The sequence below is a fragment of the Bariatricus sp. SGI.019 genome, from assembly GCF_050315235.1.
GTDB lineage: Bacteria > Bacillota > Clostridia > Lachnospirales > Lachnospiraceae > JAFBIX01.
The window spans coordinates 51,709-76,170 of the sequence record NZ_JBNPOQ010000012.1 but is presented as its reverse complement, the minus strand read 5'-3'; the positions used below and the strand labels follow the sequence as shown (position 1 = coordinate 76,170).

Below are 24,462 nucleotides of genomic sequence, written 5' to 3'. Positions count from 1 at the left end.
AGGAAAAACATGGGAAGAAAAGAAACGATATTACCGGGAGCAAAGATTGATGGAAGAAAGTATCTGGAAGACAAGCCAAAGTCTTGTGACTACTGCTACTGGTGGCAGGGCAAAAACAAAGGTTGTATTCTGCCGGAATGTTATTACCTGATGCCGGAGGAAAAGAAGGAGCCAAATGACTATGAGGAAGGGAACTGCAAAACCTGCCCTTACGGAAAGCATACGCCCTGTATCGGATACTGTATTGCAAAGCTTCAAAAAGAAATGCGGGAGAAAAAAAGGAGGCGGATGTGTTGATACCAATGCTTCGAGTGGAAGTTAAAAATGACCGTCCGCTGATCTGTGCCAGAGAATTGTATGAAGCACTGGGCATTAAGACACAGTACAGTGTCTGGATCGATCGTATTATTGCTCTCGGCTTTGAGAGTGGGCAGGACTTTTATCCAAAAATGAATAAAAGTACCGGAGGCAGATGCAGTGTAGACCACTATATTACGGTGGATATGGCAAAACACATCTGTATGCTCCTTCGAAATGAAAAAGGAAAACTATATCGCCAGTATTTTCTGGAGCTGGAAAAGGCGTGGAATCAACCGGAACAGGTGATGGCAAGAGCATTGCAGCTGGCCAATACCCAGATAGCCAAATTGCAGGATCAATGTACCGAGCTTGGAGATCAGCTGATCAAACAGCAGATGCTTTTGGAAGATATGGCACCGAAGGCTGCATATCTGGATCTGATCATGAATTCCCCCTCATCTGTTCTGGTCACACAGATTGCAAAAGATTATGGGTACAGCGCGGTTTCATTTAACCGGCTTCTTCATGATATGAGGATCCAGTATAAAGTCAATGACCAATGGGTGTTATATGCCGATTATGCCGGGAAAGGTTATGTCCAGAGCAGAACAATCTATATGCACCCAAACCGCACCGGTCCGGTCGTAAGGATCCAGACAGAATGGACACAGAAAGGCAGAAGATTTTTATATGAGTTTTTAAAAGAACAGGGAATTCTTCCCCTGATTGAGAAGGAAGGTGGATAAATGCAGGAAGAAGTAAATGAGAGAATTATTACGCTCAGTGTACAGGGAGCCAGGATCACCGCTTCTATGGTAAAAGCTGCCATGAGAAAGTTTCTTATGGAGCTGGAGCGGGAAGGTCAGAAATCATCGCAGATTAAACAGGCAGAAAAGCAGGGACAGGCCAGAGAGCGTGGTATTGAAAAAGAAAAGCAAAGGCAGGAAAAGAAAAAGCCCCATGGAAAGCAGACGATCAAGCAGCTGCAGGAACAGGGAGCGCAGCTGACCAATATTCAGATCGCAAACCAGAATATCAAATCCTTTGACCGGGTTGCCCGTAAATATGGCATTGATTACAGCTTGAAAAGGGACGACAGTGTGACACCGCAGAGGTATCTGGTGTTCTTTAAGGCGAAGGATGTGGATGTGATGACAGCTGCATTTAAGGAATATGCAGGAGTTTCCATGAAGAAATCCAAAAAGCCTTCTGTGCGGAAGAAACTGCAGAAGTCTGTGCAGAAGATGAACGTTAAACACCGCCAGAGAGAAAAAGTGAAACAGAAAGTGAGGGGACAGCAGCGATGAGTAAAAAGAAACCAAAAGCCAGAAGTCCGGGAAAGTTGGAAACAGCAATCCGGCAAAGCTTATCAAAGGTCAGTGTTAAAAAGCTGGTTGCAATGAATATTCCCTATCTCATCGCTTTCTATGTGGTAGAGAAATGTGCATGGCTTTACCGGCACTGTATCGGCGGAACTGTGGTTCAAAAGCTTGGTGTTATGCTGATGAATCTTCCAGTAGCTTTCCGGTCGTGGATACCAAGCTTCCACATCCGGGATCTTTTAGCCGGTATCATCGGGGCGTTACTTCTCCGCTGTGTTGTGTACATGAAAGGGAAAAATGCAAAAAAGTTCCGGCAGGGCGAAGAATACGGTTCTGCAAGATGGGGAAATGAAAAAGACATTGAACCATTTATTGATCCGGTATTTGAAAATAATATCATCCTGACACAGACGGAGAGGCTGACTATGAACAGCCGCCCGAAACTTCCGAAGTATGCAAGAAACAAAAATGTGATCGTCATCGGTGGATCCGGATCCGGTAAAACACGATTCTATGTGAAGCCCAACCTCATGCAGATGCCGGATAACGTATCGTATGTGGTCACAGATCCGAAAGGTACCATTATTGTTGAATGCGGCACAATGTTAGTCCGTCATGGATACCGGATCAAGGTTCTGAATACGATCAATTTCAAAAAATCCATGCACTATAATCCGTTTCACTATATCCGGAGCGAAAAAGATATCCTGAAACTGGTGAATACGATCATTGCAAATACAAAAGGGGAAGGAGAAAAAGCAACCGAAGATTTCTGGGTCAAGGCTGAACGTCTTCTCTACACTGCTCTGATTGGATACATCTGGTATGAAGCACCGGAGGAAGAACAGAATTTTGCTACTCTTCTGGAATTTATCAATGCCAGTGAAACCAGAGAAGAAGATGAAGAATTCAAAAATGCAGTGGATGAACTATTTGAAGAGCTGGAAGCGGAGAATCCGGAACATTTTGCAGTACGCCAGTACCGCAAATATAAGCTGGCAGCCGGAAAAACTGCCAAATCTATCTTAATTAGCTGTGGTGCCAGGTTAGCCCCATTTGATATTGCAGAGCTTCGGGAGCTGACACGATACGATGAGATGGAGCTTGATATGCTGGGAGACCAGAAGACAGCCATGTTTGTCATTATCAGTGATACAGATGACACCTTCAACTTTATTGTTGCTATCATGTACACCCAGCTTTTCAATCTGCTTTGCGATAAAGCAGATGATGAGCATGGAGGAAGATTGCCTTATCATGTCCGTCTGTTGCTGGATGAGTTCAGTAATATCGGGCAGATTCCAAAATTCGACAAGCTGATTGCTACGATCCGAAGCCGCGAAATATCGGCTTCTATCATTTTGCAGTCACAGTCTCAGCTAAAGACAATTTATAAGGATGCGGCAGAAACCATCATAGGCAACTGTGATACGGTTTTATTTCTTGGCGGAAAAGAAAGCTCTACCCTAAAGGAGATATCCGAAACCCTTGGAAAAGAGACCATTGATCTGTATAACACTTCAGATACCAGAGGGAATAACCGCTCCTATGGACTGAATTATCAGAAGACAGGAAAAGATCTGATGAGTCGGGATGAGCTGGCAGTCATGGATGGCAATAAGTGTATCCTGCAGCTTCGAGGTGTTCGTCCGTTTTTCAGTGACAAATATGATATTACGAAGCACAGAAGGTATAAGGAGCTTTCTGATTACAACAGGAAAAATGAGTTCGATATCGAAAAGTATCTGGAACACAAGCTGGTTATTTCCAGAGATACAGCATTTGAAATGCATGAATACGAAATAACGAAAGAAGACATTGCAGCCATAGAGGCTGAGGAAGGAGAACGATATGTGGATTAGACCAATGAGACGCAGGGGGAGAAGTGAATCTCTCTTTGTATTTGAATTTACTTCTATTGAAGAGGATTATATTCCGTTTATCCTCCATATGGAGAAGATTACAGCATTGATCCCCACGGAAAAGTGTAAAGCATATTTTGGTGAGCTGATTGATAAGCTCCGGTCCAGATGTGACAACCGATATGCCGCAGGAGAGGTGGTAGCTTCGACATTTTTATTCGATGATGAAATGGCAGAGTTGACAACTCATATGGCATATCTGCTCCTGCTTGTGGAGCCTGTAAAGAAATAGGAAGCAGACAGTATTGAGAACCGTTCCATAGGGAGCGGATTTTTTTGTTTGATGGAGGTTTGTATGAGGATAAGAAACAGATCGCCCTGTTCCTGGGAAAACTGGAACACCGGAAAAAGAAAGAAGAAAAGAAAATGATCAAATGAAGGAGGAAAAAATATATGGGATTTTTTACGAGCGCAATTAATATTTTGCAGACACTGGTAGTTGCCATCGGGGCCGGCCTTGGAGTCTGGGGTGTCATCAACCTGATGGAAGGTTATGGAAATGACAATCCGGGGGCAAAGTCTCAGGGAATCAAACAGCTTATGAGCGGTGGTGGTGTAATCCTCATCGGTACTCAATTAATTCCGCTTCTTAGTGGACTGTTTGGTTAAGAGAAAGGGGTAGTTATCCATGTTCGATCAGATTTTTGATGCGATCGAAGAATGGATGAGGGAACTCCTGACAGGGATGATCAATTCCAACCTGGATCAGATGTTTACTGATGTCAATCAGAAAACAGGTGAGATTGCAAGCCAGGTTGGACAGACTCCCCAGGGATGGAATGGCAGCATATTCAGTATGATCCAGAACCTGTCCAATTCGGTAATTTTACCGATTGCAGGTATCATCATTACGTTTGTGCTCTGCTATGAGCTGATTTCCATGCTTACTGAGCGTAATAACATGCATGATATTGATACATGGATGTTCTTCAAATACTTTGTGAAGATGTGGATCGCAGTGTATCTGGTAAGCAATACTTTTACGATTACAATGGCTGTTTTTGATGTAGGTCAGCATGTAGTAAATGCTGCATCCGGTGTGGTCACAGGCAGTACAGCCATTGATATCAGTTCGGCATTGACCGATCTGGAGGCTACATTGGAAGCCATGGAGATTGGAGAATTAGTAGTGTTGGCATTGGAAACCCTGATCGTCAGCTTCTGTATGAGAATCATGTCCGTATTAATCACCGTAATTTTATATGGACGTATGATTGAGATTTACCTTTATACTTCGGTCGCACCGATCCCGTTTGCCACGATGAGCAACAGAGAGTGGGGACAGATCGGAACCAATTATTTCAGAGGACTCTTTGCCCTGGCATTTCAGGCATTTCTGATGATGGTATGCGTCGCTATCTACGCTGTGCTGGTAGCGGGTATCCAGTATTCAGATAATCTGAGTTCTTCATTATTTGGCGTAATGGCTTATACAGTCATCCTGTGTTTCAGTTTGTTTAAGACAGGATCCCTGAGCAAGTCCATTTTTAATGCCCATTAAATTAATCACAGGAAGGAGAGATAAACCATGGCATATGTCAGTGTTCCAAAGGATTTGACAAAAGTAAAAAACAAAGTGGCTTTTAATCTGACAAAGAGACAGATCATCTGCATCGGTATCGGTGCAGCGATTGGTATTCCGTTTTATTTTCTCACAAGAGGAATACTTGGAATGTCAAATGCGGCTACCGTTATGGTGATTCTAATGTTGCCGGCATTTATGTTTGCCATGTATGAAAAAGATGGGATGCATCTCGAGGATGTGATCTTGCACATCCTGAATGTAAAAGTGTTCCGGCCACCGGTCAGAACCTACGAAACAGAGAATTATTATGAATCGAATCCGGAAACAATCGGTTCGAAAAATGCAGTCAGAGGAAAGAAGGGAGGAAAGACAGGTGTCAAAAAGAAAAAATAACAGCACCAAAAAGTCAAAGAAAAAAGAAGAAAAGCGGCTTTCGGTACAAAAGACGATCCGATACAAAGAGATGGGAAAGGATGGGATCTGCCGGGTACAGGGGAATACATATTCTAAATGTATCCGGTTTTATGATATCAACTATCAGCTGGCACAGAATGAGGATAAGAATGCTATTTTTGAAAACTGGTGTGATTTCCTCAACTATTTTGACAGCAGCATTCATTTCCAGCTGAGCTTTATCAATCACAAAAGTAATATGAAGGAATTTGAGAATGTGATCCGTATCCGGCCTCAGCATGATGAGTTTGATGATGTCCGCATGGAATATGCACAGATGCTTAAAAATCAACTGGCAAAGGGTAATAACGGTCTGGTAAAGTCAAAATATATCACGTTTTCTATCGAAGCGGAGAATATCAAGCTGGCGAAACCGAAGCTGGAACGTATCGAGTCGGATATCCTGAATAATTTCAAGGTGCTTGGTGTACCGGCATATCCCCTGAATGGTGTGGAGCGGCTTCAGATTATGTATGAAACATTTAATCCGGATGCCAGTGCCGATTTCCAGTTTGATTATGGATCCATGATCCGGACCGGTCTCAGTACAAAGGACTATGTGGCACCGACCAGCTTTGTATTTAAAGAAGGGAAGACATTCCAGATGGGGATAACGATTGGCGCAGTCTCCTATCTGCAGATTCTGGCTCCGGAGCTTACGGATAAAATGCTGGCAGAGTTTCTGGATATGGATAAGGATCTGATCGTAAACCTTCATGTGCAGTCGGTAGATCAGATGAAAGCCATCAAGCTTGTAAAAAGCAAGGTGACAGATATCAACCGTATGAAAATTGAAGAACAGAAAAAGGCAGTTCGTTCCGGATATGATATGGACATCATCCCGTCAGACCTGAATACGTATGGCGGCGAGGCAAAGAGACTTCTGGAAGATCTGCAGTCACGAAATGAGCGTATGTTCCTGGTAACTGCGCTCTTTTTGAATACAGCAAAAAGTAAACAGGATCTGGAAAATGCAGTATTCCAGACTGCCGGTATCGCTCAGAAATATAACTGTGTGTTAAGGCGTCTGGATTATCAACAGGAGGAAGGGCTGATGAGCAGTGTTCCGCTTGGTGTCAATCATGTGCCGATCAAAAGGGCACTGACGACTACCAGCACTGCTATTTTTGTTCCTTTCACAACACAGGAATTGTTCATGGGCGGAGAATCCCTTTATTACGGACTGAATGCCCTCAGCAACAATATGATTATGGTAGATCGAAAGAAACTGAAAAACCCGAATGGGCTGATTCTCGGTACACCTGGATCCGGAAAATCTTTTGCGGCTAAGAGAGAAATCACCAATGCATTTTTCGTGACAAATGACGATATTATCATCGGAGATCCGGAGGGAGAATATTATCCACTGGTCCATGCCCTCGGCGGTCAGGTTATCCACATTTCTCCGACCAGCAAGGATTATATTAATCCCATGGATATCAATATGGATTATTCCGATGATGATAATCCGCTGGGTGTGAAGTCAGATTTTGTCCTGTCGTTGTGTGAGCTAATCATGGGAACCAGAAATGGTATTGAGGCAGAGGAAAAGTCAGTGATCGACCGGTGTCTGCCCCTTGTATATCAGAAATATTTTGCAGATCCGAAACCGGAAAATATGCCGGTACTGGGAGATCTGTATGACTGCCTGAGGAAGCAGAAAGAGCCCCAGGCCCAGCGTATTGCAACAGCACTGGAAATCTACGTTAATGGTTCTCTGAAAGTGTTTAACCATCAGACAAATGTGGAACTGAATAATCGGATTGTCTGCTTCGACATCAAGGAGCTGGGTAAACAGTTGAAAAAACTGGGAATGCTCATTGTCCAGGATCAGGTATGGAACCGTGTTACCATTAACCGGGGCTCACAGAAATCTACCAGATACTATATCGATGAATTCCATCTTCTTCTGAAAGAGGAACAGACCGCAGCTTATTCTGTGGAAATCTGGAAGAGATTTCGTAAATGGGGTGGAATTCCAACAGGAATCACGCAGAACATCAAAGATCTTCTGGCCAGCCGGGAGATTGAAAATATCTTTGAAAACAGTGATTTCATCCTGATGCTGAATCAGGCTGCAGGCGACAGACAGATTCTGGCAAAGCAGCTGAATATTTCTCCGTACCAGTTATCCTATGTAACGAATTCCGGAGAAGGCGAAGGTCTCCTTTTCTATGGAAATATCATCATTCCATTCAAGGATAAGTTCGATAAGAGTCTGAAACTGTATTCACTGATGACAACAAAACCGGAAGAGGTAGAGGAACGAAAGAAACTGGAGGCAGAAAGAAAATGAGAAAATGGATCTCACGGATTCTGTTTGTAGTTTCCATTATCCTTCTCTCCATCAGCCTCTATTTTCTGATGGGAATGTATTTGCAAGATCAAAAAAGCGAAACAGGATTCGACTCTATTCGACAAATCCATGAAGAACAGGAAACTAATGATAATAAAGATGATATCGAGGGAGACAGTAATTCTCCTGCTATTGTTGATCCTGGCCTTCTGGCTTTACATGAAAAGAATCCGGACTGCATTGGATGGATAAAGATTGAAGGGACAGCAATCGATTATCCGGTCATGTATCATCCGGAGGAAAAGAATTACTATCTCAGAAGAAATTTTGAGAAGGAATATGACGTAAGCGGTACTCCATTCCTTTCTGAACTGTGTGATCCGGAGGATGCAGATAATTTAATCATCTATGGACATCACATGAGTTCCGGGAAAATGTTTGCAGCTTTGGATCAATATAAGTCAGAAGAATTCTATCAGGAACATCCGATCATCCAGTACAGCACACTTCATGGGAAGGAACAGTATCAGATCATAGCAGCCTTTGCTGTTCCGGTGTATACCGGGCATGATTTTGAATACTACTCTTTTATCAAGGCAGAAAATGCTGCGGATTATATGGTATTTGTCAAAGAATGTAAAAAACGGTCATATTATGACACTGGTTATACAACACAGTATGGAGACAAGCTGATCACACTGTCAACCTGTGAGTATTCGCATAAAAACGGGCGGATGGTTGTGATTGGTAAACAAATTGAGAATGAAAGAAGGTGAATGATTGGCAGGAAAGGAATATACAGCGAAAGACAAGATCTTTTCTAAAATGACAAGAGAAGGTCTGACAGAAGAAACACTCCGGGATGGTTCTGTGAAGAAAATCAGCCAGAAAAGCCGGGATGAACCTGAGCTTGACAGTACGGAGCAGGATGAGAAAAATGCGGCTCCCGGCAAAAGGCTATCGGACAGTTTCGGAAGAACTGATAACCGACGCATGAGAAGGTATGTGCAGGAATTAAGAATGTCTTCGGATATTGCATCTGAAGAAAGACCTGCAAGAACTTTTTCAAAAGCAAGCAGTGAAAGAATCATAGAAAAAAAGGACAGCCGATACCAGGGAAAGCTTCATTCTCAGGAACAGATTCCGGAAGTATCCGGTATCTCGGATCAGAAAGATCAAGTAAAGAAGAAACGTGCTCGAAAGAGACTGACAGAAGAACAGGAAAAATCGGGTAGGCTTTCTTTTGGTGATGAAGGATCCGGCATGATCCACGGAGCCGGAACAGGAATGGGTCGAAAGGTAGCAGCCGGTGCTGCACTATATGCCAGAAATCAGATAACAGAGGATGGAGATGATAATGCTGCTGTAGATGGTTCCGGTGCAGTGATTGCAGCTGCTGATGAAGCAGCACACAGTCTGCGCAGAGCACAGTTAAGAAGCCAGAGAAGTGATGTGAAAGCACACAGAAAAGGGATGAATCTGGATGCTCCGGAGGCTTCCAGATTGAAGTTTGATGCTGCGAAGGAAGCAGCAGACCGAACTGCCAGGGATTCAGTGCAAAATGCAGAAAAGAAGCGTTTTCTAAACCGCTTCTTCCAGAGAAAAAAATATAAAGATGCCTACCGGGCTGCCAGAGCTGGAAAAACAGCAGGAAGTCTCGGGGGAGCAACAACGATTGCCGGTGTCGAGAACATGACGGTAAAAGCCAAGATTGCTTTAAAAGAAATCGTAAGGCGAAACCGTACCATGTTTCTTGGCATCGGTATTTTTTCGCTCATTTTTATGCTGATTGCAGTCTCTCTGGGAAGCTGCAGTGCTTCGATTCAGGGTGGAGCTTCCGTGATCGGTATGACAACCTATCCCAGTACCGATGCGGATATCTATGCTGCAGAAAATGCTTATGCTGCTATGGAAGAAGCGTTGAACCGTCAGATTAACAACATGGAATCCACTTATCCGGATTACGATTCCTATCAGTACAATGTCAGCGAAATCGGGCATAATCCGTATCATCTGACTTCATACCTGACCGCAAAGTATGGTGGGTATACCTATGACGATGTAAAGGATGAATTACAGGATCTGTTTCAGGCACAGTATCATCTGTCAACCCATGGAAGGACGGAAACTGTCACAGAAACGAGAACAGTACGTGTGGGAGAATCCCTGGGAAATGTGGTAACCAGCGGATATTGTAACTGCTCCATTTGTTGTGGAAGATGGTCCGGCGGACCAACAGCCAGCGGTGCATACCCGACAGCCAATCATACGATTGCGGTAGACGCAAATAATCCGATTGTGCCTATGGGAACGAAAGTGATCATGAATGGTGTGGAATATACCGTTGAGGATACAGGGAATTTTGCCAGGTATGGGGTTGCTTTTGACGTGTATTATGACAGCCATTCCGCAGCCAGTGCCCACGGTCATCAGACATGGGAAGCATTTCTGGCAGATGATAATGGCAGCCGGGAGGTGGAGGTTACTACCACTACTACTCAGAGAGTCCTCTATGTCACTCTCACGAATACGAATTTTGATGCAGTGGCAAGGGCAAATCTGACAGAGGAACAGGAAATTCTGTATGATGCATTAAATACCACACTGGGCAACCGGGATTATTTGTGGGATGTAAACCGAATCACCGGAGCCGGAGGCGGCATGAGCTATGAGATCCCGCCGGAAGCACTGTCGGATGAACGTTTTGCAAGAATGATCCGGGAAGCAGAAAAATATCTGGGATATCCCTATGTATGGGGCGGATCTTCACCGAGCACCAGCTTCGACTGTTCCGGATTTGTATCCTGGGTAGTTAATCATTGTGGAAATGGCTGGAATTATGGACGTCGGACCGCAGATGGGCTTCGTGGCCTTTGTACTTATGTTCCACCGTCACAGGCAAAGCCGGGAGATCTCATCTTTTTCCAGGGAACCTATAATACCAGCGGTGCCAGCCATGTGGGAATTTATGTTGGCAATGGAATGATGATTCACTGCGGGGATCCGATCCAGTATGCGAATATCAATACATCCTACTGGCAGCAGCATTTTATGTGCTTTGGAAGACTGCCTTAAAAATAAAAAAGAAGGAAGGTGAAAATTTGAATCGGAAGATCAAAAAGTATCTGGATGAGATTGAAAAGACCGAAAAAAAGATTGCTGATCTGGAAATGTACCTGAAAGGTGTCCGGTCAGCTCTGAAAGAGGAAGAAAATAACGAAATGATCAAAAGTATCCGTGGAATGAAATTGAAAGGGCAGGAATTATTTGACCTGTTAAACGGAATCCAGGATGGAACGATATCATTTGTAGCGAGCGGGGAGTCAGAAGAAGAATCTGGCTCCTTTGTTGTTCAGGAAGAAAAAAGAGAAAGTGAGGAAAATGAATATGGTGAAATGGAAGAAACTGAATAAAAAACTGGTGATGCTTTTGACAGCAGCAATGATGTTTTTTGGAAGTCAGGCTACTGCGTTTGCCTATGTGGATCAGGGTACAGAAGCTGCTCAGGAGGAATCAACAACAGAAACGGAGGAACCGGTGGTTGAGGATACTCATACCGAGGAAAATGGCGATCCGTTCTCTGTTCCTGGTAACGGAGAGGTAAGGGATGACATTACCGATGATTCCAGTAAGGAATTTCTGACGATTAAAACAAAGAATAACAATACGTTTTATATCGTAATCGACCGGGCAGCTACTACGAACAACGTGTACATGCTGTCTCAGATTGATGAAAATGACCTGAAAGAATTTCTGGATGAGGATCAGCAGCAGACTTTAGAGACTGCCCCTTCTGTAGTCCTGGAGGATGAGCATACAGACGATACGGAAAGCAGCATGGTTGTTGAAGAAGAAACACAGGCAGATAAACCGGATAAAACAGCAACAAATTCTGGTCTGTTTGTGATCCTGCTTCTGGCTGTAGCGGGGATTGCAGGCTATTACTACTTCAAGATCTACAAACCGAAGCAGGAAGATGATGATTCTGAAAACGAAGGTCTGGAAATGGATGACGGGCTGGAGACCATCAATGAGGATGAGGAATCAGACAATCCGGAAGAGAAAGTCGAATCACAGGAATAAATCCAAAAAGGTGGGAGCTGATGTTGTATAAGGGCAACGCAGCTCCCATATAAGTGAAAGGAGTTGTAAGAATATGTATTTAGTGATTACAGAAAAACCAAGTGTAGCCCGATCTATTGCGGATGTGATCGGCGCACAGAAACGGGAAGACGGATATCTGGAAGGAAAGGATTGCATCGTCAGCTGGTGTCTCGGCCATCTTGCTGAATATGTGGCTCCGGATGCTTATGACGAGAAATTCAGCAGTTGGAACTATGAGGATCTTCCCATTATTCCGCAGGAGTGGAAACTGGCAGTACCAAAGGACAAGAAGGATCAGTTCTATGTGTTGAAGAAACTGCTGAACCGTCCGGAGATCGACTATGTAGTAAATGCCTGTGATGCAGGACGGGAAGGAGAATTGATTTTCAAGAGGGTCTATGATCTTTCCCAAAGCAGAAAACCGGTAAAAAGATTGTGGATCAGTTCTATGGAAGATGTAGCCATCCGCGAGGGATTTTCTCAAATGAAAGATGCGTCTGCATATGAAAACCTTGCCGATGCTGCTGTATGCAGAGCCCAGGCAGATTGGTTGGTAGGGATGAACGCAACCAGAGCTTACACCAGTAAATATTATAAGAAGCTGACTGTGGGGCGTGTTCAGACACCGACGCTTGCCATGCTGGTAGACAGGGACAGGGCTGTTTCCTCATTCCAGAAGGAAAAATATTTCAATGTAGAGCTGGATCTGGATGGCCTGCAGGTAGAAAGGCAGAAAATCTTTGATGAAAAGGAAGCAGAAAAGCTGAGAGCTCTTTGCCAGGGAAGTGATGCGGTTGTGGAAGAAATCCGTTCAACAGATAAGACCGTAAAACCACCAAAGCTTTATGATCTGACTACTTTGCAGAGGGAAGCGAACCGGCATTATGGCATGACTGCCCAGCAGACCTTAAATGCGGCACAGTCTCTGTATGAGCAGAAACTGATCACCTATCCGAGAACAGACAGCCAGTATCTGACAGAGGATATGGAGGTAACTGCAGGTAATGTGATTCGGAGGATCCATGAAAAGTATCAGCTGACAGGCCCCTTTGATGAGCCGGAAAAGCCGAATATCAGGCTTGTCCTGAATAACCGGAAGGTATCCGATCATCATGCAATTATTCCCACTGTGGAATTAACAGATTGTGACCTGTCACAGTTAAAGGATTGGGAACAGAAAGTATTGTTCCTCATCTGTGTCCGTATGGTGGAAGCCACTGAAAAGGATCAGATTTTCACAGAAACCGATATTACCGTGAAGTGCCAGAACGAGCTGTTTACCGCAAAAAAGAAAGTGGTAAAGCAGATGGGATGGAAGCTTTATGAAGAATGCTTCAAGAACAAAGATGGGCTCGCGATGGAAAATCCCGAAAATGTGGAGACAGACAGGTTTTCTAATCTTGCTCCCGGACAGATCTTTTACAATGTGACAGCTGATAAATCGGAGCATTTCACTTCTCCACCGAAACAGTACAGTGAAGATACTCTGCTTGCGGCTATGGAGACAGCCGGGAATAAGGAATTCGATGAAAATACGGAGAAAAAGGGTCTGGGAACTCCGGCAACCAGAGCAGGAATTATTGAAAAACTGGTACATTCCCAGTATGCCGTCCGTAAGGGAAAACAGATTATTCCTACAGAAGATGGCAAGGTGCTGATTGAGATCCTGCCCGACTTTCTGAAATCAGCCAGCATGACAGCGGAATGGGAAAATCAGCTTCTTGAAATGGAAAAAGGCAAGATTACCCCGGACAGATTTATGACCGGAATTATAAATATGATCACTATGATGCTGAATGGATGTGACACGATTCCGGAGGAAGAAACCAGAAGATTCCAGACAAGGGAAAGCATTGGAACCTGTCCGGTATGCGGAAGTCTGGTGTATGAAGGGAAGAAGAACTTCTACTGTAGTAACAGAGACTGTCATTTTGCACTCTGGAAGGAAACAAAATATCTGGAGCGGATGCACAAAACCATTGATAAACGTATGGCTGCCGAGCTTTTAAAAAGCGGGAAAGTCCGCATAAAGGATCTGTATTCTGCCAAGAAAAATATGTATTTTGAAGCAGACCTGATTATGGATGCAAATGGAGAACGTGTGAATTTTTCTCTTGAATTTCCGAGCGGGAAATCATCAGGAAAACACAAGAAAAAATAGAAAACGAAAAGAGAATGAAATCAGGAAAGGACGAAAAATATGGAATTTGAAAAATTTGTAGAAACTGTAAAAGAAACAATCAAAGACTATCTTCCGGATGAATATAAAAATGCCAGTGTTGATGTTTATCCATTCAAAAAACTGAATGAAAATTATCTGGGAATGACGGTAAGAACAGAGGGACAGAGGACTTCCCCGACACTGAACCTGAACATGTTCTATCAAAAGATGCAGGACGTTCATATGGATATGAAAGATATTATGGAGAAGATGGCTGATGTTGTACAGATCATACCTATTGATATAGATATGGATCTTTTGACTAATTATGAAAAGGCAAAAGAAAACCTGTTTATCCGGGTGTCAGATGCGGACAGGAATCAGGAAATTCTGTCTAATGTTCCCCATACGCGAGTAGAGAATCTGGCGATTACCTACCATATTTTTGCTAATTCCGGAGTGGATGGCATTGCTTCTACAATCGTAACCCATGAAATGATGCGACTTTTTGGTGTTTCGAAGGATCAGCTGCATCAGGATGCTCTGGAAAACAGTCCGAAGCTGTTCCCGGTTAAGGTGGATTCCATGGATAAAATGATGGAAAACATGATGAGGAATGATATGAGGGCTGCCGGTGTAAAGGAAGAGGATATTGACCAGATGATGGAAGAGATGTATCAGACTATGGGAGTTCCGCTTACCATTGTGACAAATGAGCAGATGCTCGATGGTGCTTCGGTTCTCTTCTATCCCGGTCAGATGGATCAGATTGGAGAATTATTAAAGGGAGATTACTATATTCTTCCCTCTTCCACTCATGAAATGCTGGTTCTTCCGGATAATGGAGAAATGACCTCCCGTGAATTAAAACGCATGGTAATGGAAGTGAATAACAGTGAAGTCCGGCCCGAAGAAAAGCTGGCGGATGAAGTGTATCACTATGATACCAAGGACAGGATTTTTGAAAAAGCATCTGCTTTTGAAGAACGTCAGAAAGCAAAGGGAAGGGAACAGAAAATGCCCGATAAGAAAGAGCCGAATATGTCTCAGCCGGTACATAAGCCGAAACAGAGAACAAATGATATGTCACTTTAAATAGTTTGTGTATGAGAAGCCCCGCCGGAATCAAAAACCGGCGGGGTTTTAGAAAGGAGTTCGAATGAACAAAGAGAATAATTTTGAAGAAATCCAGCCTGTTCAATCTTCTACTATCCCACTTCCAATTGCCGGAAAGGATATGAACAGTATCCTGAAATCTTTGGAGACTGGCGTGGAGAATATTTTTACCGGTGATAAATATGCCCAGTATCTGCAGACCATGTCGAAGTTTCACAGATATTCATTTAATAATACACTCTTGATTGCGATGCAGAGACCGGATGCAACCCTTGTTACCGGATATCGAAACTGGCAGTCAATGGGCAGACAGGTGAAAAAAGGGGAAAAAGGAATTACGATCCTTGCCCCTGCCCCGATCAAGAGAAAAAGGGAACAGGAAATTCTGGATCAGAACCATATGCCTCTTCTGGACGCAGATGGGAATCCAAGAACAGAGGAAGTCGAAGTGGTCATTCCGCGGTTTAAACCAACCACAGTGTTTGATATCAGCCAGACAGACGGTGAGCCTATAGAGACCCTTGCTCCCGAAGAACTGACGGAGGCGGTTGCGGATTATGATTTATTCATGAAAGCAATCACAGCAGTCTCACCGGTCCCGATCCGATTTGATGAGATTGCAGGAGAAGCTAAAGGCTACTATCATTCCGGAGATAAAGAGATTGTGATTCAAAAAGGAATGAGTGAAAGCCAGACAATCAAAACAGCAATTCATGAAACCGGACATGCCCGGCTCCACGACAAAGATATCATGGAGAAACAGGGAATAGAAAAGGATCGGCTGACAAAAGAGGTTGAGGCAGAATCCGTTGCTTATTGTGTCTGCTCTGCTTTTGGTGTAGATACTTCTGAATACAGTTTTCCGTATATTGCCGGATGGAGCAGTAATCGTGACATGAAAGAGTTAAAAGCATCCATGGACATAATCCGAAAGACTGCAGGAGAAATGATTGATGAATTATCGGACAACCTGCAGGAATTGCTTGCAGAGAAACAGAAGCTCCTGGAATCAGAACAGAAACAGAAATTGATACCGGTTATGGAAGCTGCCGGATATCATTTTGATGAGTTGGAAAGTACAGATGGCAATCTTCGTTTCCTTCCGGATGGTACACATGAAATCGGTGGTGTAATGATTTCAGATTCATGGAATGATGTAAAAGAATGGCTGGAAGGTGTTGTCCTGGAAGATCCAGACACTGCGGAAAGAGTGGAACGGGTAATGCACCCGGAACGATATGAAAAATCTTCCGAAGAGTTGATGTTTGCAGGAGAAGAAAGATATGCCCTTTATCAGCTGAATACGGAATTGAAAGACGTTCCTTATGAGTTTATGGGCATGGATTTTGTAAAAGATCATGGGATGGAAGTAACTGCAGATGACTATAAATGTGTATATTCCGGAATCCTGCATGATTCGGTTTCATTGGATGAGTTATACAGCATTTTTAATCAGAATCATCCGGCTGACTTCAAGGGTCACTCGATGTCTGTCAGTGATGTGGTGATTGTGAACAGGAATGGAGATATGAAAGCTTATTATGTGGACAGTTTCGGTTTTGCAGATCTGCCGGACTTTGTGAGACAGAGACAGGAAGCTCTGGGAATTGAAAGTCCAGAGTCTCATCTGGATGTGGGAAAAAAAAGCTCCTGCATTAGTTTCTACGTTGCAGAATGTTCCGAGTTTCCGGTTCTTGGGGAATTTCATCAGGATCTGACACTGGAACAGGCTTTTGAGCTCTTTGACCAGATACCGGGAAGCCGAATGAATGGAATAAAGAGTATTGGCTTTAATCTGCAGGATGGCAGTGATTATGAAGGAATGTTTGATCTGTATGTGGGCAGAACCCTACAGAAAGATATCATCAACTCCATCCCGGGATACCGTGATAACAAACTGGTGCAGAAAGCTATTTCCGATGTGGAAAAAATTATTGAGAAAAGGCAGACAGAAAGAGAAAAACCAGAAATCAAAAAGCCCGAAGAACTACAGAAAGAAAAGAAAACAAGATCACAGCACAGAAGGGAGGCGATGAGTTTATGAAGCCAGTGAAATTCGAAGAAAATGAATTGATGGTAATGGCGATTTTTGCAGAAAAAACCAGACAGGATACAGTAATGACATTGAAGGAAGCACTGGAAGTTCTGGAAGAAACCAAAGAAGATGTGTCCGATGAAGAAATGATCGAAATTGTATCCACTCTGGTAGAAAAACTGCAGCAGATTGAAGATAAATATTTCTATACTTTGGATCTGGATTCATATCTTCTAGCGGAAGAGGAGGATGTATATGACGATTAACCAGTTTGCCCTTTACCGTGTCAATAAAATGACTGCCGGACGGAAATTGTGGCATCTATCCTTCAATGAAGCCAGGGAAAAGAAACTTTCTATCCGCATGGAATTTTACCGACAGATTGTGATTGGAGAAATGAAGAAAGATGAGACAGCCAATGATGTCTGGAAGAGAATCCGGAATAAAGCAGAGGTCAGCGATGTATTGGTGCTTAACCATGAAGGAGTAATCTCCTGCTTCTATCTTAGTGATGATTATCCCAGAAGAATCAGCGGATTCATCCGCATGAATTCGACAGGAAGCGTAATCTCCATGGACACAAAGGATTATAAAATAGATGGTTATTCCGGAAACTGGAAGGTAACGGACAATATCATAATGGATGGAAAGCAGTTTTATCTGCTGGAACATCAGGAATTCCGGGAGCAGGCAGCGAGGATTATTCTCGACAGCTATGGAAAATTTGTCACGGAAACAGGAGTCAGAGGATTTGACGAAGCTGCCAAAAAGAAGATCCGTGAATATAGCCATCCACAAGAGCAGCCTACAGAAAGGATGAAACAGCTGCAGATTAAGATGGAGCTTTATCAGAAATATTTTCAGAATGGGATGTATGAACGCAGCCATGAATCAGGTACAGAAGCCAATTATGATATGGTCGATGGGCAGGTGAATAACCAGAAGAAAGCTGAAGAAAAAATACAGAATCCGGCGGCTAAACGATCGAAGAAAAGGACTTCTGTGATAAAGAAACTTCATGAGAAACAGATTGCCATTGCAAAAAGATCCGGAAAGCCGGTGCCGAGATATCTGGAGCAGCAGATGGCACAGGAACGCAGCAGGAAATAGCAAAATGAGTTATAAAACTATTCACGAATAGGTAAATCAAAGGTCTAGGGAGATAATGATCTCTCTGGACCTTTTTTCTATCTAAGATATTTTGAGTATTGTATGCTGATTGGGGAAAATACGTTAACGCAATAATAATATGGATGCTGCCTATAAGCAGCAATATATCATATTATACTTGACAAAAAGCAGCAAACATGATATCATATTTTAGAGGTGAAAGTATGTCAAATGTAGGGAAATTAATAAAAGAAAAAAGGACAGCCGCCAAGTTATCACAAAAAAACCTTGGAAAAGCTTGTGGTATCAGCGATAGTGAAATCATGAAGATTGAAAATGGGACACGTAAAACTCCCAACTGGGAGAATTTATGCAAAATTGCAAAAGTACTTGGTATGCATCCATTTGACATCCTTTTGGCAGCGGGTTATATCTCTGAAAATGATTTTAATCCAAATAATAGATTGCATAATCTAGAAAAATTAGACGATGATGATTGTAAATATTTACAGTTATTAATTGATTTTATGATTTCAAGAAAAGAGACTGATGAAATTTCGGAAGGAGGTCTGTAGGTATGGTTTTTAAATTGGGAGAACTGTTTTGTGGTCCGGGTGGAATTGCTTGGGGTGCTACACATGCAGATATTGCAAATCCGGACTTCCGGATTGTTCATCAGTGGGCAAATGATTATGATGCAAGTACATGTGATACATATCGTCGAAATATTTGTCCTGATGCTCCGGAAACAGTATATCATGAAGATATCCGAAAATTTGATATGAGTAAACTTGCCCCTATAGACGCTTTGGCGTTCGGTTTCCCCTGCAATGATTATAGTGTTGTAGGAGAACAGAAAGGGATGGAAGGTGTTTATGGTCCTTTATACTCTTATGGTGTTAAAGCATTGAAACTATTCAAACCTCAGTGGTTTTTAGCTGAAAATGTTGGTGGATTGAGAAATGCAAATGAAGGAAAAGCATTTACAAAAATCCTTACAGAACTTAGAGATGCTGGATATACAATAACTCCACATCTTTACAAGTTTGAAGAATATGGAATTCCTCAGGCTAGACATAGAATAATTATTGTAGGAATAAGAAATGATATACCGGTTACGTTTAGAGTGCCTTCTACGGAACCATATCAGGGAGTAGATAATTCATGCAGAACAGCCATAGAGGTACCGCCAATTTCAGAAAATGCAGCGAATAACGAACGAACAAAACAGTCTGCTGTTGTTGTTCGACGTCTACAGCACATTCTTCCAGGACAAAATGCTTTTACAGCAGATTTGCCGGATGATTTGAAGCTGAATATTAAGGGGGCAAAGATAAGCCAGATATATAAACGCCTGGATCCAGAAAAACCCTCTTATACAGTTACTGGAAGCGGAGGTGGTGGAACTCATATCTACCATTGGAGTGAACCTAGGGCTTTAACAAATCGAGAAAGAGCAAGGCTTCAGACTTTTCCAGATACATATGTTTTTGAGGGAAGTAAAGAGGGAGTTCGCAAACAAATTGGAATGGCAGTTCCATGTGAAGGAGCAAAGATTATTTTTGAAGCAATTTTGAAAAGCTTTGCAGGAATAGAATATCCATATACAGAAGCAAATATAAGCGAATAACAGCTTCATTCAGGGGTGATTATTTATGGATAATTTGACACCTGAACAACGCCGGAAAAATATGAAAAATATTAGAAGTAAAGATACGTCTATAGAAAATTTACTACGGAAAGCGTTGTGGCATAGAGGATATCGATATCGTAAAAATTATAATAAACTTCCCGGAAAACCTGATATTGCATTGACAAAATATAAGATTGCTATTTTTTGTGATGGGGAATTTTTTCATGGAAAAGATTGGGAAATTCTAAAACCACGTTTAGAGAAAAGTCATAATAGTGATTATTGGATCAACAAGATATCTAGAAACAAAGAACGTGATGAGGAAGTTAATAAAAAACTACTCTTTTTAGGATGGACTGTAATTAGATTCTGGGGAAAAGATATCAAGAAAAATCTTGATCATTGTATTCAGGTAATTGAAGAGACAATTTTTGATATTAAAATAGGTGATGGTGAGAAAGAATAAGAGCAGAGGAATACGCCCTGCTCTTATTTATTGTTCATCAACAGAAAAGTCCATATAATATTGTTCATCATCTATTTTAATAAAACTAACATCTGTTCTTCCATAATTGATTAAATCATTGGTATGTACATATGCTCCATTGGGTAATCCCAAGCGGTTTCTAAAATATTCACCAAGTAATGCATTGCTGGCTGGTGTGGTAATGGCTTTATCATTTTGCTGTTCTACGCGCAGTAAAAGAGTGTGGTGATCATCGGTTACAACAAGAAAGTGTTGTTTATTTAAAGGGAAGAAACCACTTGTTGCTATGTTAATTGGAAGAGGAATATATGCTTCATTTTTATTTCTGCCTTGTCGTTGTCCCCAATTCAGACCTGAACGCTTTCCCACTTCACCAGTCCTTGTTAAAAACGAAAGATGTATAACGTGATCATTGAAATTCGATTGAACTAAAACGGATGAATTTGATTGCAAACGGACGATAACGTAATCTTCCACTTCTGCATGATTGCAGAATATGGAACGGTTGACAGCGGCTTCGTATTTTTTATATGCATCAACTGGTTTGCATGATATTAACGTATTATCGCACTTTCTCAAAAGAGAAGCTTGTGTAAATTCATAAGAACCAGAATAAGCACAGATGGGTACGTTATCCTTCAGCCAGATAAACAAATTTGTTTTGGGTATGGAGCCTTGATAAAGGTAACTGCATGTAAAGTTTTTATATATCTTTGAATACCGGTCTCCTTGAAGCTCTTTAAAGCCATCATGTGATATATTATCTATTCCTTCTTTTATGGTAGAACCAATGATTAATTCAACTGTTATATCAGATATACCGTATTCTTCAAAAGTTTTTAACAACCAGGAAGCCATACTTGGTGTTGCCTGATATGAAATAATACACAACCTATCTGCACCAGTAGATATTGGATCAAATAAAAGCTGTTTTACGATATTATTGGTATTTGCAGGTGCCATAGATCTAATTCTCCTCAATAACATCATAGTAGATGATATTTCCTGGAAGTTTTATATTTGGAACCCAGAGCTTCTTTCCATGCCAACCTTTTTTACCAGTAACCTGATACATTGTTAAAACAAGTTTTGATGGGAAATTTTTACCCAATTGCCAATCATTTGGCGATAACAAAGCACCGGTTCCTTGAGCAACATCTCTTTCTCTTCTGACGATTAATATTCCTTGCATTGTCGGTTGTTCTGCAAGAATAGAATCAATTACAGATATAAAAGCATCCATTTTAAAATCAGAGCTTGGAATAATATGTTTTAAAATCTCTTTTATTATTCGAATGCTGACTTGATAGTATGGTTCACTACTCTCAAAAGGTTTCAGAAGTGTTGATATTTCTTCAATTGAATCATTGTCAGGATTAAAGGGATAATAGTTTGTTCCTCCAGACAGCATTTCAACATGATCATTATCAAGTACATTTTTTCTTGTCGGATTAAGTCCATTTGGATAATATATTTTGATATTATTTATTCCGTTTTCAACCTGTGCAATAATAGAATTATTTGTGGCATTTATATCAGCAAAGAGTTTATATAAATGCTCGTCAATAAAGACCTTCATCAATCCAGGATCACGATCATAACCGAACATGCGGCTATGTTGCCACATTGTGTCTGCCTGAGGTTTTTTACTGGTTCTGGTATAATAAATTGTCTGTAGTCCGGGAAAAGTAACACCTCGTCCTAATGTATTTCCTCCTATAACAAAATTACATCCGTTTTCGTATTGTTCACTATCAACATCGGTTTTTCCATTCATAATCAGAACATTGATTAATTGTGAGTCTAGTAATTCATAGGCTTTATTCATATAGGCTTCGTAGGATACCTTTTCAATTTTGGAAGGACAGATAAGGCTGTATTCTTGTTTGAGCAATTCTGTGAATTCTGAGTTCTTATGTTCTGTGCACCAAGAAAGAGCATGTATAACTTCATCAGCATATTTTTGATGAACTGCTTGTTTTACACTTGGGTGAAAGAGACAGTTTGAAACTTTTCCACCCGAAGAAAGTATTTGTGCAGAAACAGCAATATGCCGGATTACAACATTTTTTGTTGGTTCAGTTATTTCCTCTATATATTGAATACACTCAGGTTTCCCACTTGCAGGAAAGAAGAAATCACCTCCAAGGTAACCATTTCCAGGCTGAAAATAATATGTAAAATAAGGATGCCATCCAGACGAAACAGTTTGCAAAAGAATGGCTTGCGGTGTTCCTGTTACTTGTAAATAAATACTGCTAGATGCCCCATTTTTAATAGAATCTAAGTATTTGTTAATAGAAGATTGTCTGTCTTTATTAACAAGTGTATTTAAGGAAGCTGCATCTGCTTCATCATCCACTATAAAAAGAGGATTGCCTTTCATGAATCCAGTAGAATTGAAAATGTTTGCCCATAATTTTAAAATACGTGCATTTTTCTTTAATACTACAATCGTGGGTTGGAGCAGGCTGTTGTCAATAAATATTTGTGCATCGTTCTCACCACAGATACAATATCCATCTAAATCAGCTTTGACACGATCTAAGGTTTGTTGTTGTAAAACCACATTATCCGTTGTCAGCAAAACAAAAACAGGGAATCCTAAATCTGTTGCTTTACAGATAATGCCAAACATTTGACCAGTTTTACCTGATTGAACATTTCCAAAAAGAAGACCTATTTCATGGCTTGTGAACGAAAAGGTTTTTATATACGAATTACCCACTTCTTCTGCAGTTTTCAATACTGATTCTGCGAGCTTGGTATTACCTCTGCTTTCAATTTTGTTAAGGTATGTTTTGAGATACTGCATTAGCTATCAGCTCCTTCCTGATCAAGCGGCTTAAATGAGAGCATCCACACATCAAGTGAATTTCCGTTTTCATCCAAAGCAGTCTGGCCTGTTTTCTTTAGATATAGATTTTCACAACCATATTCCTGTAACATTTCTTTTGTTATCATACCTGTACGATCAGTATCTGCTTGTGTATCATTGACAGGCTTAACGAGACCTGCGGCGGCTAACCGACCTTTCAGCCATCTTCCCATAATTAATTCATCACCTACAGCACTAAATTGTTTATTGCCATCGCTAGTGGTATGAGCCTTGAACCAATATCCATCATCAGTAATAATGAAAAATGGTTTGTTTTTTTCAGGATATCCTTCTATACGTGTGATTTCTTTTGCAACAGTCAGCTGTGTTTCATACCAATCTCTGGATTTGCGTTTACTTCTAGGCGCAGCATAACAGACATTGACATTGGATTTTGTAAAATGTTTTCCATCATCCATATGGCGTTCATCATATGAAGGCACTTTTAAAGGTAGAAGAAATGATGCATATGCGGCACATCTTTTATAAAAATCGACATTCGATTGTGGTACAGTTGTTACAAGCTCTATTCCAGAAAGTGCAGTATTGGTTTCGTGAATTAATGGCATTCCAACAACATCTGCGATATTATTAGAAATATTTGGAGCTTTTAATTTATCAATAAACTGAGTCAGCTCTGATAATTCGTTTTTGTCCGTTGTTATAGAGGATAATTCATATTGTCTTCTGTTATTTGCCTCTGGTTTTATTACTCCGAGATTTGCAGAGCCCAGAATTGCAGAAAAAGGAAGATTATCTTTATAAAAGGCATAGAGTTTTCCGTGATATTTAAATGCTTTTACAATCCTAATTTCTCCAATACCTGATTCCTGCCATTTTTTATTTAATTTAAGAGCAGTGTGATAAGAGCCTTCTGGCATACCTTCAACAAAATACATACCTATAATGAGGCAAATATTTTTGATATTGTTCTGTTCTGCTAAGTGTTCTAATTCATCCAGAGATGCTCGGGAAACATAGCCTACCGCAATATCTATTCTATCAGATAATGTTATCTGCTCTTTAATTGTATCTATAATTGTATTTTGTCCTTCATCCGTTCCTAATGGAAGGATATTTGAATATAAAAGATTCATGTTCCTTCTCCGTATCATTATTC

General features: G+C 41.4%; 24 protein-coding genes. 21 read left to right on the top strand and 3 right to left on the bottom strand.

The genetic code is table 11. The features are described 5' to 3' along the window. Window positions 1-9: 9 nt before the first annotated feature. From ACQRD1_RS09295 to ACQRD1_RS09195, 21 genes are all read left to right on the top strand, one after another. Window positions 10-297 carry a hypothetical protein gene (locus ACQRD1_RS09295; protein WP_427787375.1) on the top strand — a complete coding sequence of 96 codons (288 nt, stop codon included), beginning with the start codon at window positions 10-12 and terminating at the stop codon, window positions 295-297. Further along, the gene (locus ACQRD1_RS09290; RefSeq protein ID WP_427787373.1) at window positions 291-1,046 is read left to right on the top strand and encodes a phage antirepressor KilAC domain-containing protein; all 756 of its coding nucleotides are present in this window, start codon (window positions 291-293) and stop codon (window positions 1,044-1,046) included. The genes ACQRD1_RS09295 and ACQRD1_RS09290 overlap by 7 nt, the downstream gene beginning before the upstream one ends. Beyond that, window positions 1,047-1,607, top strand: a complete 561-nt coding sequence (locus ACQRD1_RS09285) for a PcfB family protein (protein WP_427787372.1) — start codon at window positions 1,047-1,049, stop codon at window positions 1,605-1,607. 92 nt (window positions 1,608-1,699) lie between these two features. Beyond that, window positions 1,700-3,484, top strand: a complete 1,785-nt coding sequence (locus ACQRD1_RS09280; protein WP_427787400.1) for a VirD4-like conjugal transfer protein, CD1115 family — start codon at window positions 1,700-1,702, stop codon at window positions 3,482-3,484. Beyond that, the gene (locus tag ACQRD1_RS09275; RefSeq protein WP_154433127.1) at window positions 3,474-3,776 is read left to right on the top strand and encodes a hypothetical protein; all 303 of its coding nucleotides are present in this window, start codon (window positions 3,474-3,476) and stop codon (window positions 3,774-3,776) included. Before ACQRD1_RS09280 ends, ACQRD1_RS09275 begins: the two co-directional genes overlap by 11 nt. A gap of 161 nt (window positions 3,777-3,937) precedes the next feature. Then, window positions 3,938-4,153, top strand: a complete 216-nt coding sequence (locus ACQRD1_RS09270) for a Maff2 family mobile element protein (protein ID WP_154580940.1) — start codon at window positions 3,938-3,940, stop codon at window positions 4,151-4,153. A 19-nt stretch (window positions 4,154-4,172) separates the two neighbouring features. After that, complete coding sequence (locus ACQRD1_RS09265; protein WP_154432965.1) at window positions 4,173-5,045, top strand: VirB6/TrbL-like conjugal transfer protein, CD1112 family; 873 nt, start codon at window positions 4,173-4,175, stop codon at window positions 5,043-5,045. 27 nt (window positions 5,046-5,072) lie between these two features. After that, on the top strand, window positions 5,073-5,462 hold the full coding sequence (locus ACQRD1_RS09260) for a PrgI family protein (RefSeq protein ID WP_154580939.1): 390 nt from the start codon (window positions 5,073-5,075) through the stop codon (window positions 5,460-5,462). Next, entirely contained in the window at window positions 5,410-7,818 is a 2,409-nt protein-coding gene (locus ACQRD1_RS09255; RefSeq protein ID WP_235396943.1) for a VirB4-like conjugal transfer ATPase, CD1110 family, read from the top strand. Before ACQRD1_RS09260 ends, ACQRD1_RS09255 begins: the two co-directional genes overlap by 53 nt. Further along, window positions 7,815-8,594, top strand: a complete 780-nt coding sequence (gene srtB / locus ACQRD1_RS09250) for a class B sortase (protein WP_427787370.1) — start codon at window positions 7,815-7,817, stop codon at window positions 8,592-8,594. Before ACQRD1_RS09255 ends, srtB begins: the two co-directional genes overlap by 4 nt. Before the next feature lie 49 nt (window positions 8,595-8,643). After that, window positions 8,644-10,893 carry a CD1108 family mobile element protein gene (locus tag ACQRD1_RS09245; protein ID WP_427787397.1) on the top strand — a complete coding sequence of 750 codons (2,250 nt, stop codon included), beginning with the start codon at window positions 8,644-8,646 and terminating at the stop codon, window positions 10,891-10,893. Window positions 10,894-10,919: 26 nt separating this feature from the next. Continuing rightward, window positions 10,920-11,231 carry a DUF4315 family protein gene (locus ACQRD1_RS09240; protein WP_154432961.1) on the top strand — a complete coding sequence of 104 codons (312 nt, stop codon included), beginning with the start codon at window positions 10,920-10,922 and terminating at the stop codon, window positions 11,229-11,231. After that, entirely contained in the window at window positions 11,206-11,901 is a 696-nt protein-coding gene (locus ACQRD1_RS09235) for a CD1107 family mobile element protein (RefSeq protein WP_427787368.1), read from the top strand. Before ACQRD1_RS09240 ends, ACQRD1_RS09235 begins: the two co-directional genes overlap by 26 nt. Before the next feature lie 73 nt (window positions 11,902-11,974). Continuing rightward, window positions 11,975-14,083 (top strand): DNA topoisomerase 3, encoded by a 2,109-nt coding sequence (locus ACQRD1_RS09230; RefSeq protein ID WP_427787366.1) that lies wholly within the window; start codon window positions 11,975-11,977, stop codon window positions 14,081-14,083. Between the two features lie 39 nt (window positions 14,084-14,122). Next, window positions 14,123-15,178: a DUF5688 family protein gene (locus tag ACQRD1_RS09225; RefSeq protein ID WP_427787364.1), complete on the top strand. Its 1,056-nt coding sequence runs from the start codon at window positions 14,123-14,125 to the stop codon at window positions 15,176-15,178. 64 nt (window positions 15,179-15,242) lie between these two features. Then, window positions 15,243-17,243: a YodL domain-containing protein gene (locus ACQRD1_RS09220; RefSeq protein ID WP_427787362.1), complete on the top strand. Its 2,001-nt coding sequence runs from the start codon at window positions 15,243-15,245 to the stop codon at window positions 17,241-17,243. After that, on the top strand, window positions 17,240-17,500 hold the full coding sequence (locus ACQRD1_RS09215; protein WP_427787361.1) for a transposon-transfer assisting family protein: 261 nt from the start codon (window positions 17,240-17,242) through the stop codon (window positions 17,498-17,500). Before ACQRD1_RS09220 ends, ACQRD1_RS09215 begins: the two co-directional genes overlap by 4 nt. Next, window positions 17,490-18,344, top strand: a complete 855-nt coding sequence (locus tag ACQRD1_RS09210) for a DUF4316 domain-containing protein (protein ID WP_427787359.1) — start codon at window positions 17,490-17,492, stop codon at window positions 18,342-18,344. Before ACQRD1_RS09215 ends, ACQRD1_RS09210 begins: the two co-directional genes overlap by 11 nt. Window positions 18,345-18,568: 224 nt before the next feature. Then, window positions 18,569-18,919: a helix-turn-helix domain-containing protein gene (locus ACQRD1_RS09205; RefSeq protein WP_427787358.1), complete on the top strand. Its 351-nt coding sequence runs from the start codon at window positions 18,569-18,571 to the stop codon at window positions 18,917-18,919. Between the two features lie 2 nt (window positions 18,920-18,921). After that, complete coding sequence (locus ACQRD1_RS09200; protein WP_427787356.1) at window positions 18,922-19,974, top strand: DNA cytosine methyltransferase; 1,053 nt, start codon at window positions 18,922-18,924, stop codon at window positions 19,972-19,974. Window positions 19,975-19,999: 25 nt separating this feature from the next. Beyond that, window positions 20,000-20,443 (top strand): very short patch repair endonuclease, encoded by a 444-nt coding sequence (locus ACQRD1_RS09195; protein ID WP_427787354.1) that lies wholly within the window; start codon window positions 20,000-20,002, stop codon window positions 20,441-20,443. A 27-nt stretch (window positions 20,444-20,470) separates the two neighbouring features. Here the strand turns inward: ACQRD1_RS09195 and ACQRD1_RS09190 are convergent, their stop codons facing one another. From ACQRD1_RS09190 to ACQRD1_RS09180, 3 genes are read right to left on the bottom strand one after another with little or no spacing between them, the layout of a single operon-like run. Beyond that, window positions 20,471-21,427, bottom strand: coding sequence for a restriction endonuclease PLD domain-containing protein (locus ACQRD1_RS09190; RefSeq protein WP_427787352.1), 957 nt, complete (start codon window positions 21,425-21,427; stop codon window positions 20,471-20,473). 4 nt (window positions 21,428-21,431) lie between these two features. Further along, window positions 21,432-23,279 carry a Z1 domain-containing protein gene (locus tag ACQRD1_RS09185; protein ID WP_427787350.1) on the bottom strand — a complete coding sequence of 616 codons (1,848 nt, stop codon included), beginning with the start codon at window positions 23,277-23,279 and terminating at the stop codon, window positions 21,432-21,434. Next, window positions 23,279-24,439 carry a restriction endonuclease PLD domain-containing protein gene (locus tag ACQRD1_RS09180; protein ID WP_427787348.1) on the bottom strand — a complete coding sequence of 387 codons (1,161 nt, stop codon included), beginning with the start codon at window positions 24,437-24,439 and terminating at the stop codon, window positions 23,279-23,281. The genes ACQRD1_RS09185 and ACQRD1_RS09180 overlap by 1 nt, the downstream gene beginning before the upstream one ends. Window positions 24,440-24,462 lie beyond the last annotated feature (23 nt).

Coding starts and splice junctions, on each gene's coding strand:
- ACQRD1_RS09295 (WP_427787375.1), top strand. CDS start 10: ATGGGAAGAAAAGAAACGATATTACCGGGAGCAAAGATTGATGGAAGA.
- ACQRD1_RS09285 (WP_427787372.1), top strand. CDS start 1,047: ATGCAGGAAGAAGTAAATGAGAGAATTATTACGCTCAGTGTACAGGGA.
- ACQRD1_RS09280 (WP_427787400.1), top strand. CDS start 1,700: ATGAATATTCCCTATCTCATCGCTTTCTATGTGGTAGAGAAATGTGCA.
- ACQRD1_RS09275 (WP_154433127.1), top strand. CDS start 3,474: ATGTGGATTAGACCAATGAGACGCAGGGGGAGAAGTGAATCTCTCTTT.
- ACQRD1_RS09270 (WP_154580940.1), top strand. CDS start 3,938: ATGGGATTTTTTACGAGCGCAATTAATATTTTGCAGACACTGGTAGTT.
- ACQRD1_RS09265 (WP_154432965.1), top strand. CDS start 4,173: ATGTTCGATCAGATTTTTGATGCGATCGAAGAATGGATGAGGGAACTC.
- ACQRD1_RS09260 (WP_154580939.1), top strand. CDS start 5,073: ATGGCATATGTCAGTGTTCCAAAGGATTTGACAAAAGTAAAAAACAAA.
- ACQRD1_RS09255 (WP_235396943.1), top strand. CDS start 5,410: ATGCAGTCAGAGGAAAGAAGGGAGGAAAGACAGGTGTCAAAAAGAAAA.
- srtB (WP_427787370.1), top strand. CDS start 7,815: ATGAGAAAATGGATCTCACGGATTCTGTTTGTAGTTTCCATTATCCTT.
- ACQRD1_RS09245 (WP_427787397.1), top strand. CDS start 8,644: ATGACAAGAGAAGGTCTGACAGAAGAAACACTCCGGGATGGTTCTGTG.
- ACQRD1_RS09235 (WP_427787368.1), top strand. CDS start 11,206: ATGGTGAAATGGAAGAAACTGAATAAAAAACTGGTGATGCTTTTGACA.
- ACQRD1_RS09230 (WP_427787366.1), top strand. CDS start 11,975: ATGTATTTAGTGATTACAGAAAAACCAAGTGTAGCCCGATCTATTGCG.
- ACQRD1_RS09225 (WP_427787364.1), top strand. CDS start 14,123: ATGGAATTTGAAAAATTTGTAGAAACTGTAAAAGAAACAATCAAAGAC.
- ACQRD1_RS09220 (WP_427787362.1), top strand. CDS start 15,243: ATGAACAAAGAGAATAATTTTGAAGAAATCCAGCCTGTTCAATCTTCT.
- ACQRD1_RS09215 (WP_427787361.1), top strand. CDS start 17,240: ATGAAGCCAGTGAAATTCGAAGAAAATGAATTGATGGTAATGGCGATT.
- ACQRD1_RS09210 (WP_427787359.1), top strand. CDS start 17,490: ATGACGATTAACCAGTTTGCCCTTTACCGTGTCAATAAAATGACTGCC.
- ACQRD1_RS09205 (WP_427787358.1), top strand. CDS start 18,569: ATGTCAAATGTAGGGAAATTAATAAAAGAAAAAAGGACAGCCGCCAAG.
- ACQRD1_RS09200 (WP_427787356.1), top strand. CDS start 18,922: ATGGTTTTTAAATTGGGAGAACTGTTTTGTGGTCCGGGTGGAATTGCT.
- ACQRD1_RS09195 (WP_427787354.1), top strand. CDS start 20,000: ATGGATAATTTGACACCTGAACAACGCCGGAAAAATATGAAAAATATT.
- ACQRD1_RS09190 (WP_427787352.1), bottom strand. CDS start 21,427: ATGGCACCTGCAAATACCAATAATATCGTAAAACAGCTTTTATTTGAT.
- ACQRD1_RS09185 (WP_427787350.1), bottom strand. CDS start 23,279: ATGCAGTATCTCAAAACATACCTTAACAAAATTGAAAGCAGAGGTAAT.
- ACQRD1_RS09180 (WP_427787348.1), bottom strand. CDS start 24,439: ATGAATCTTTTATATTCAAATATCCTTCCATTAGGAACGGATGAAGGA.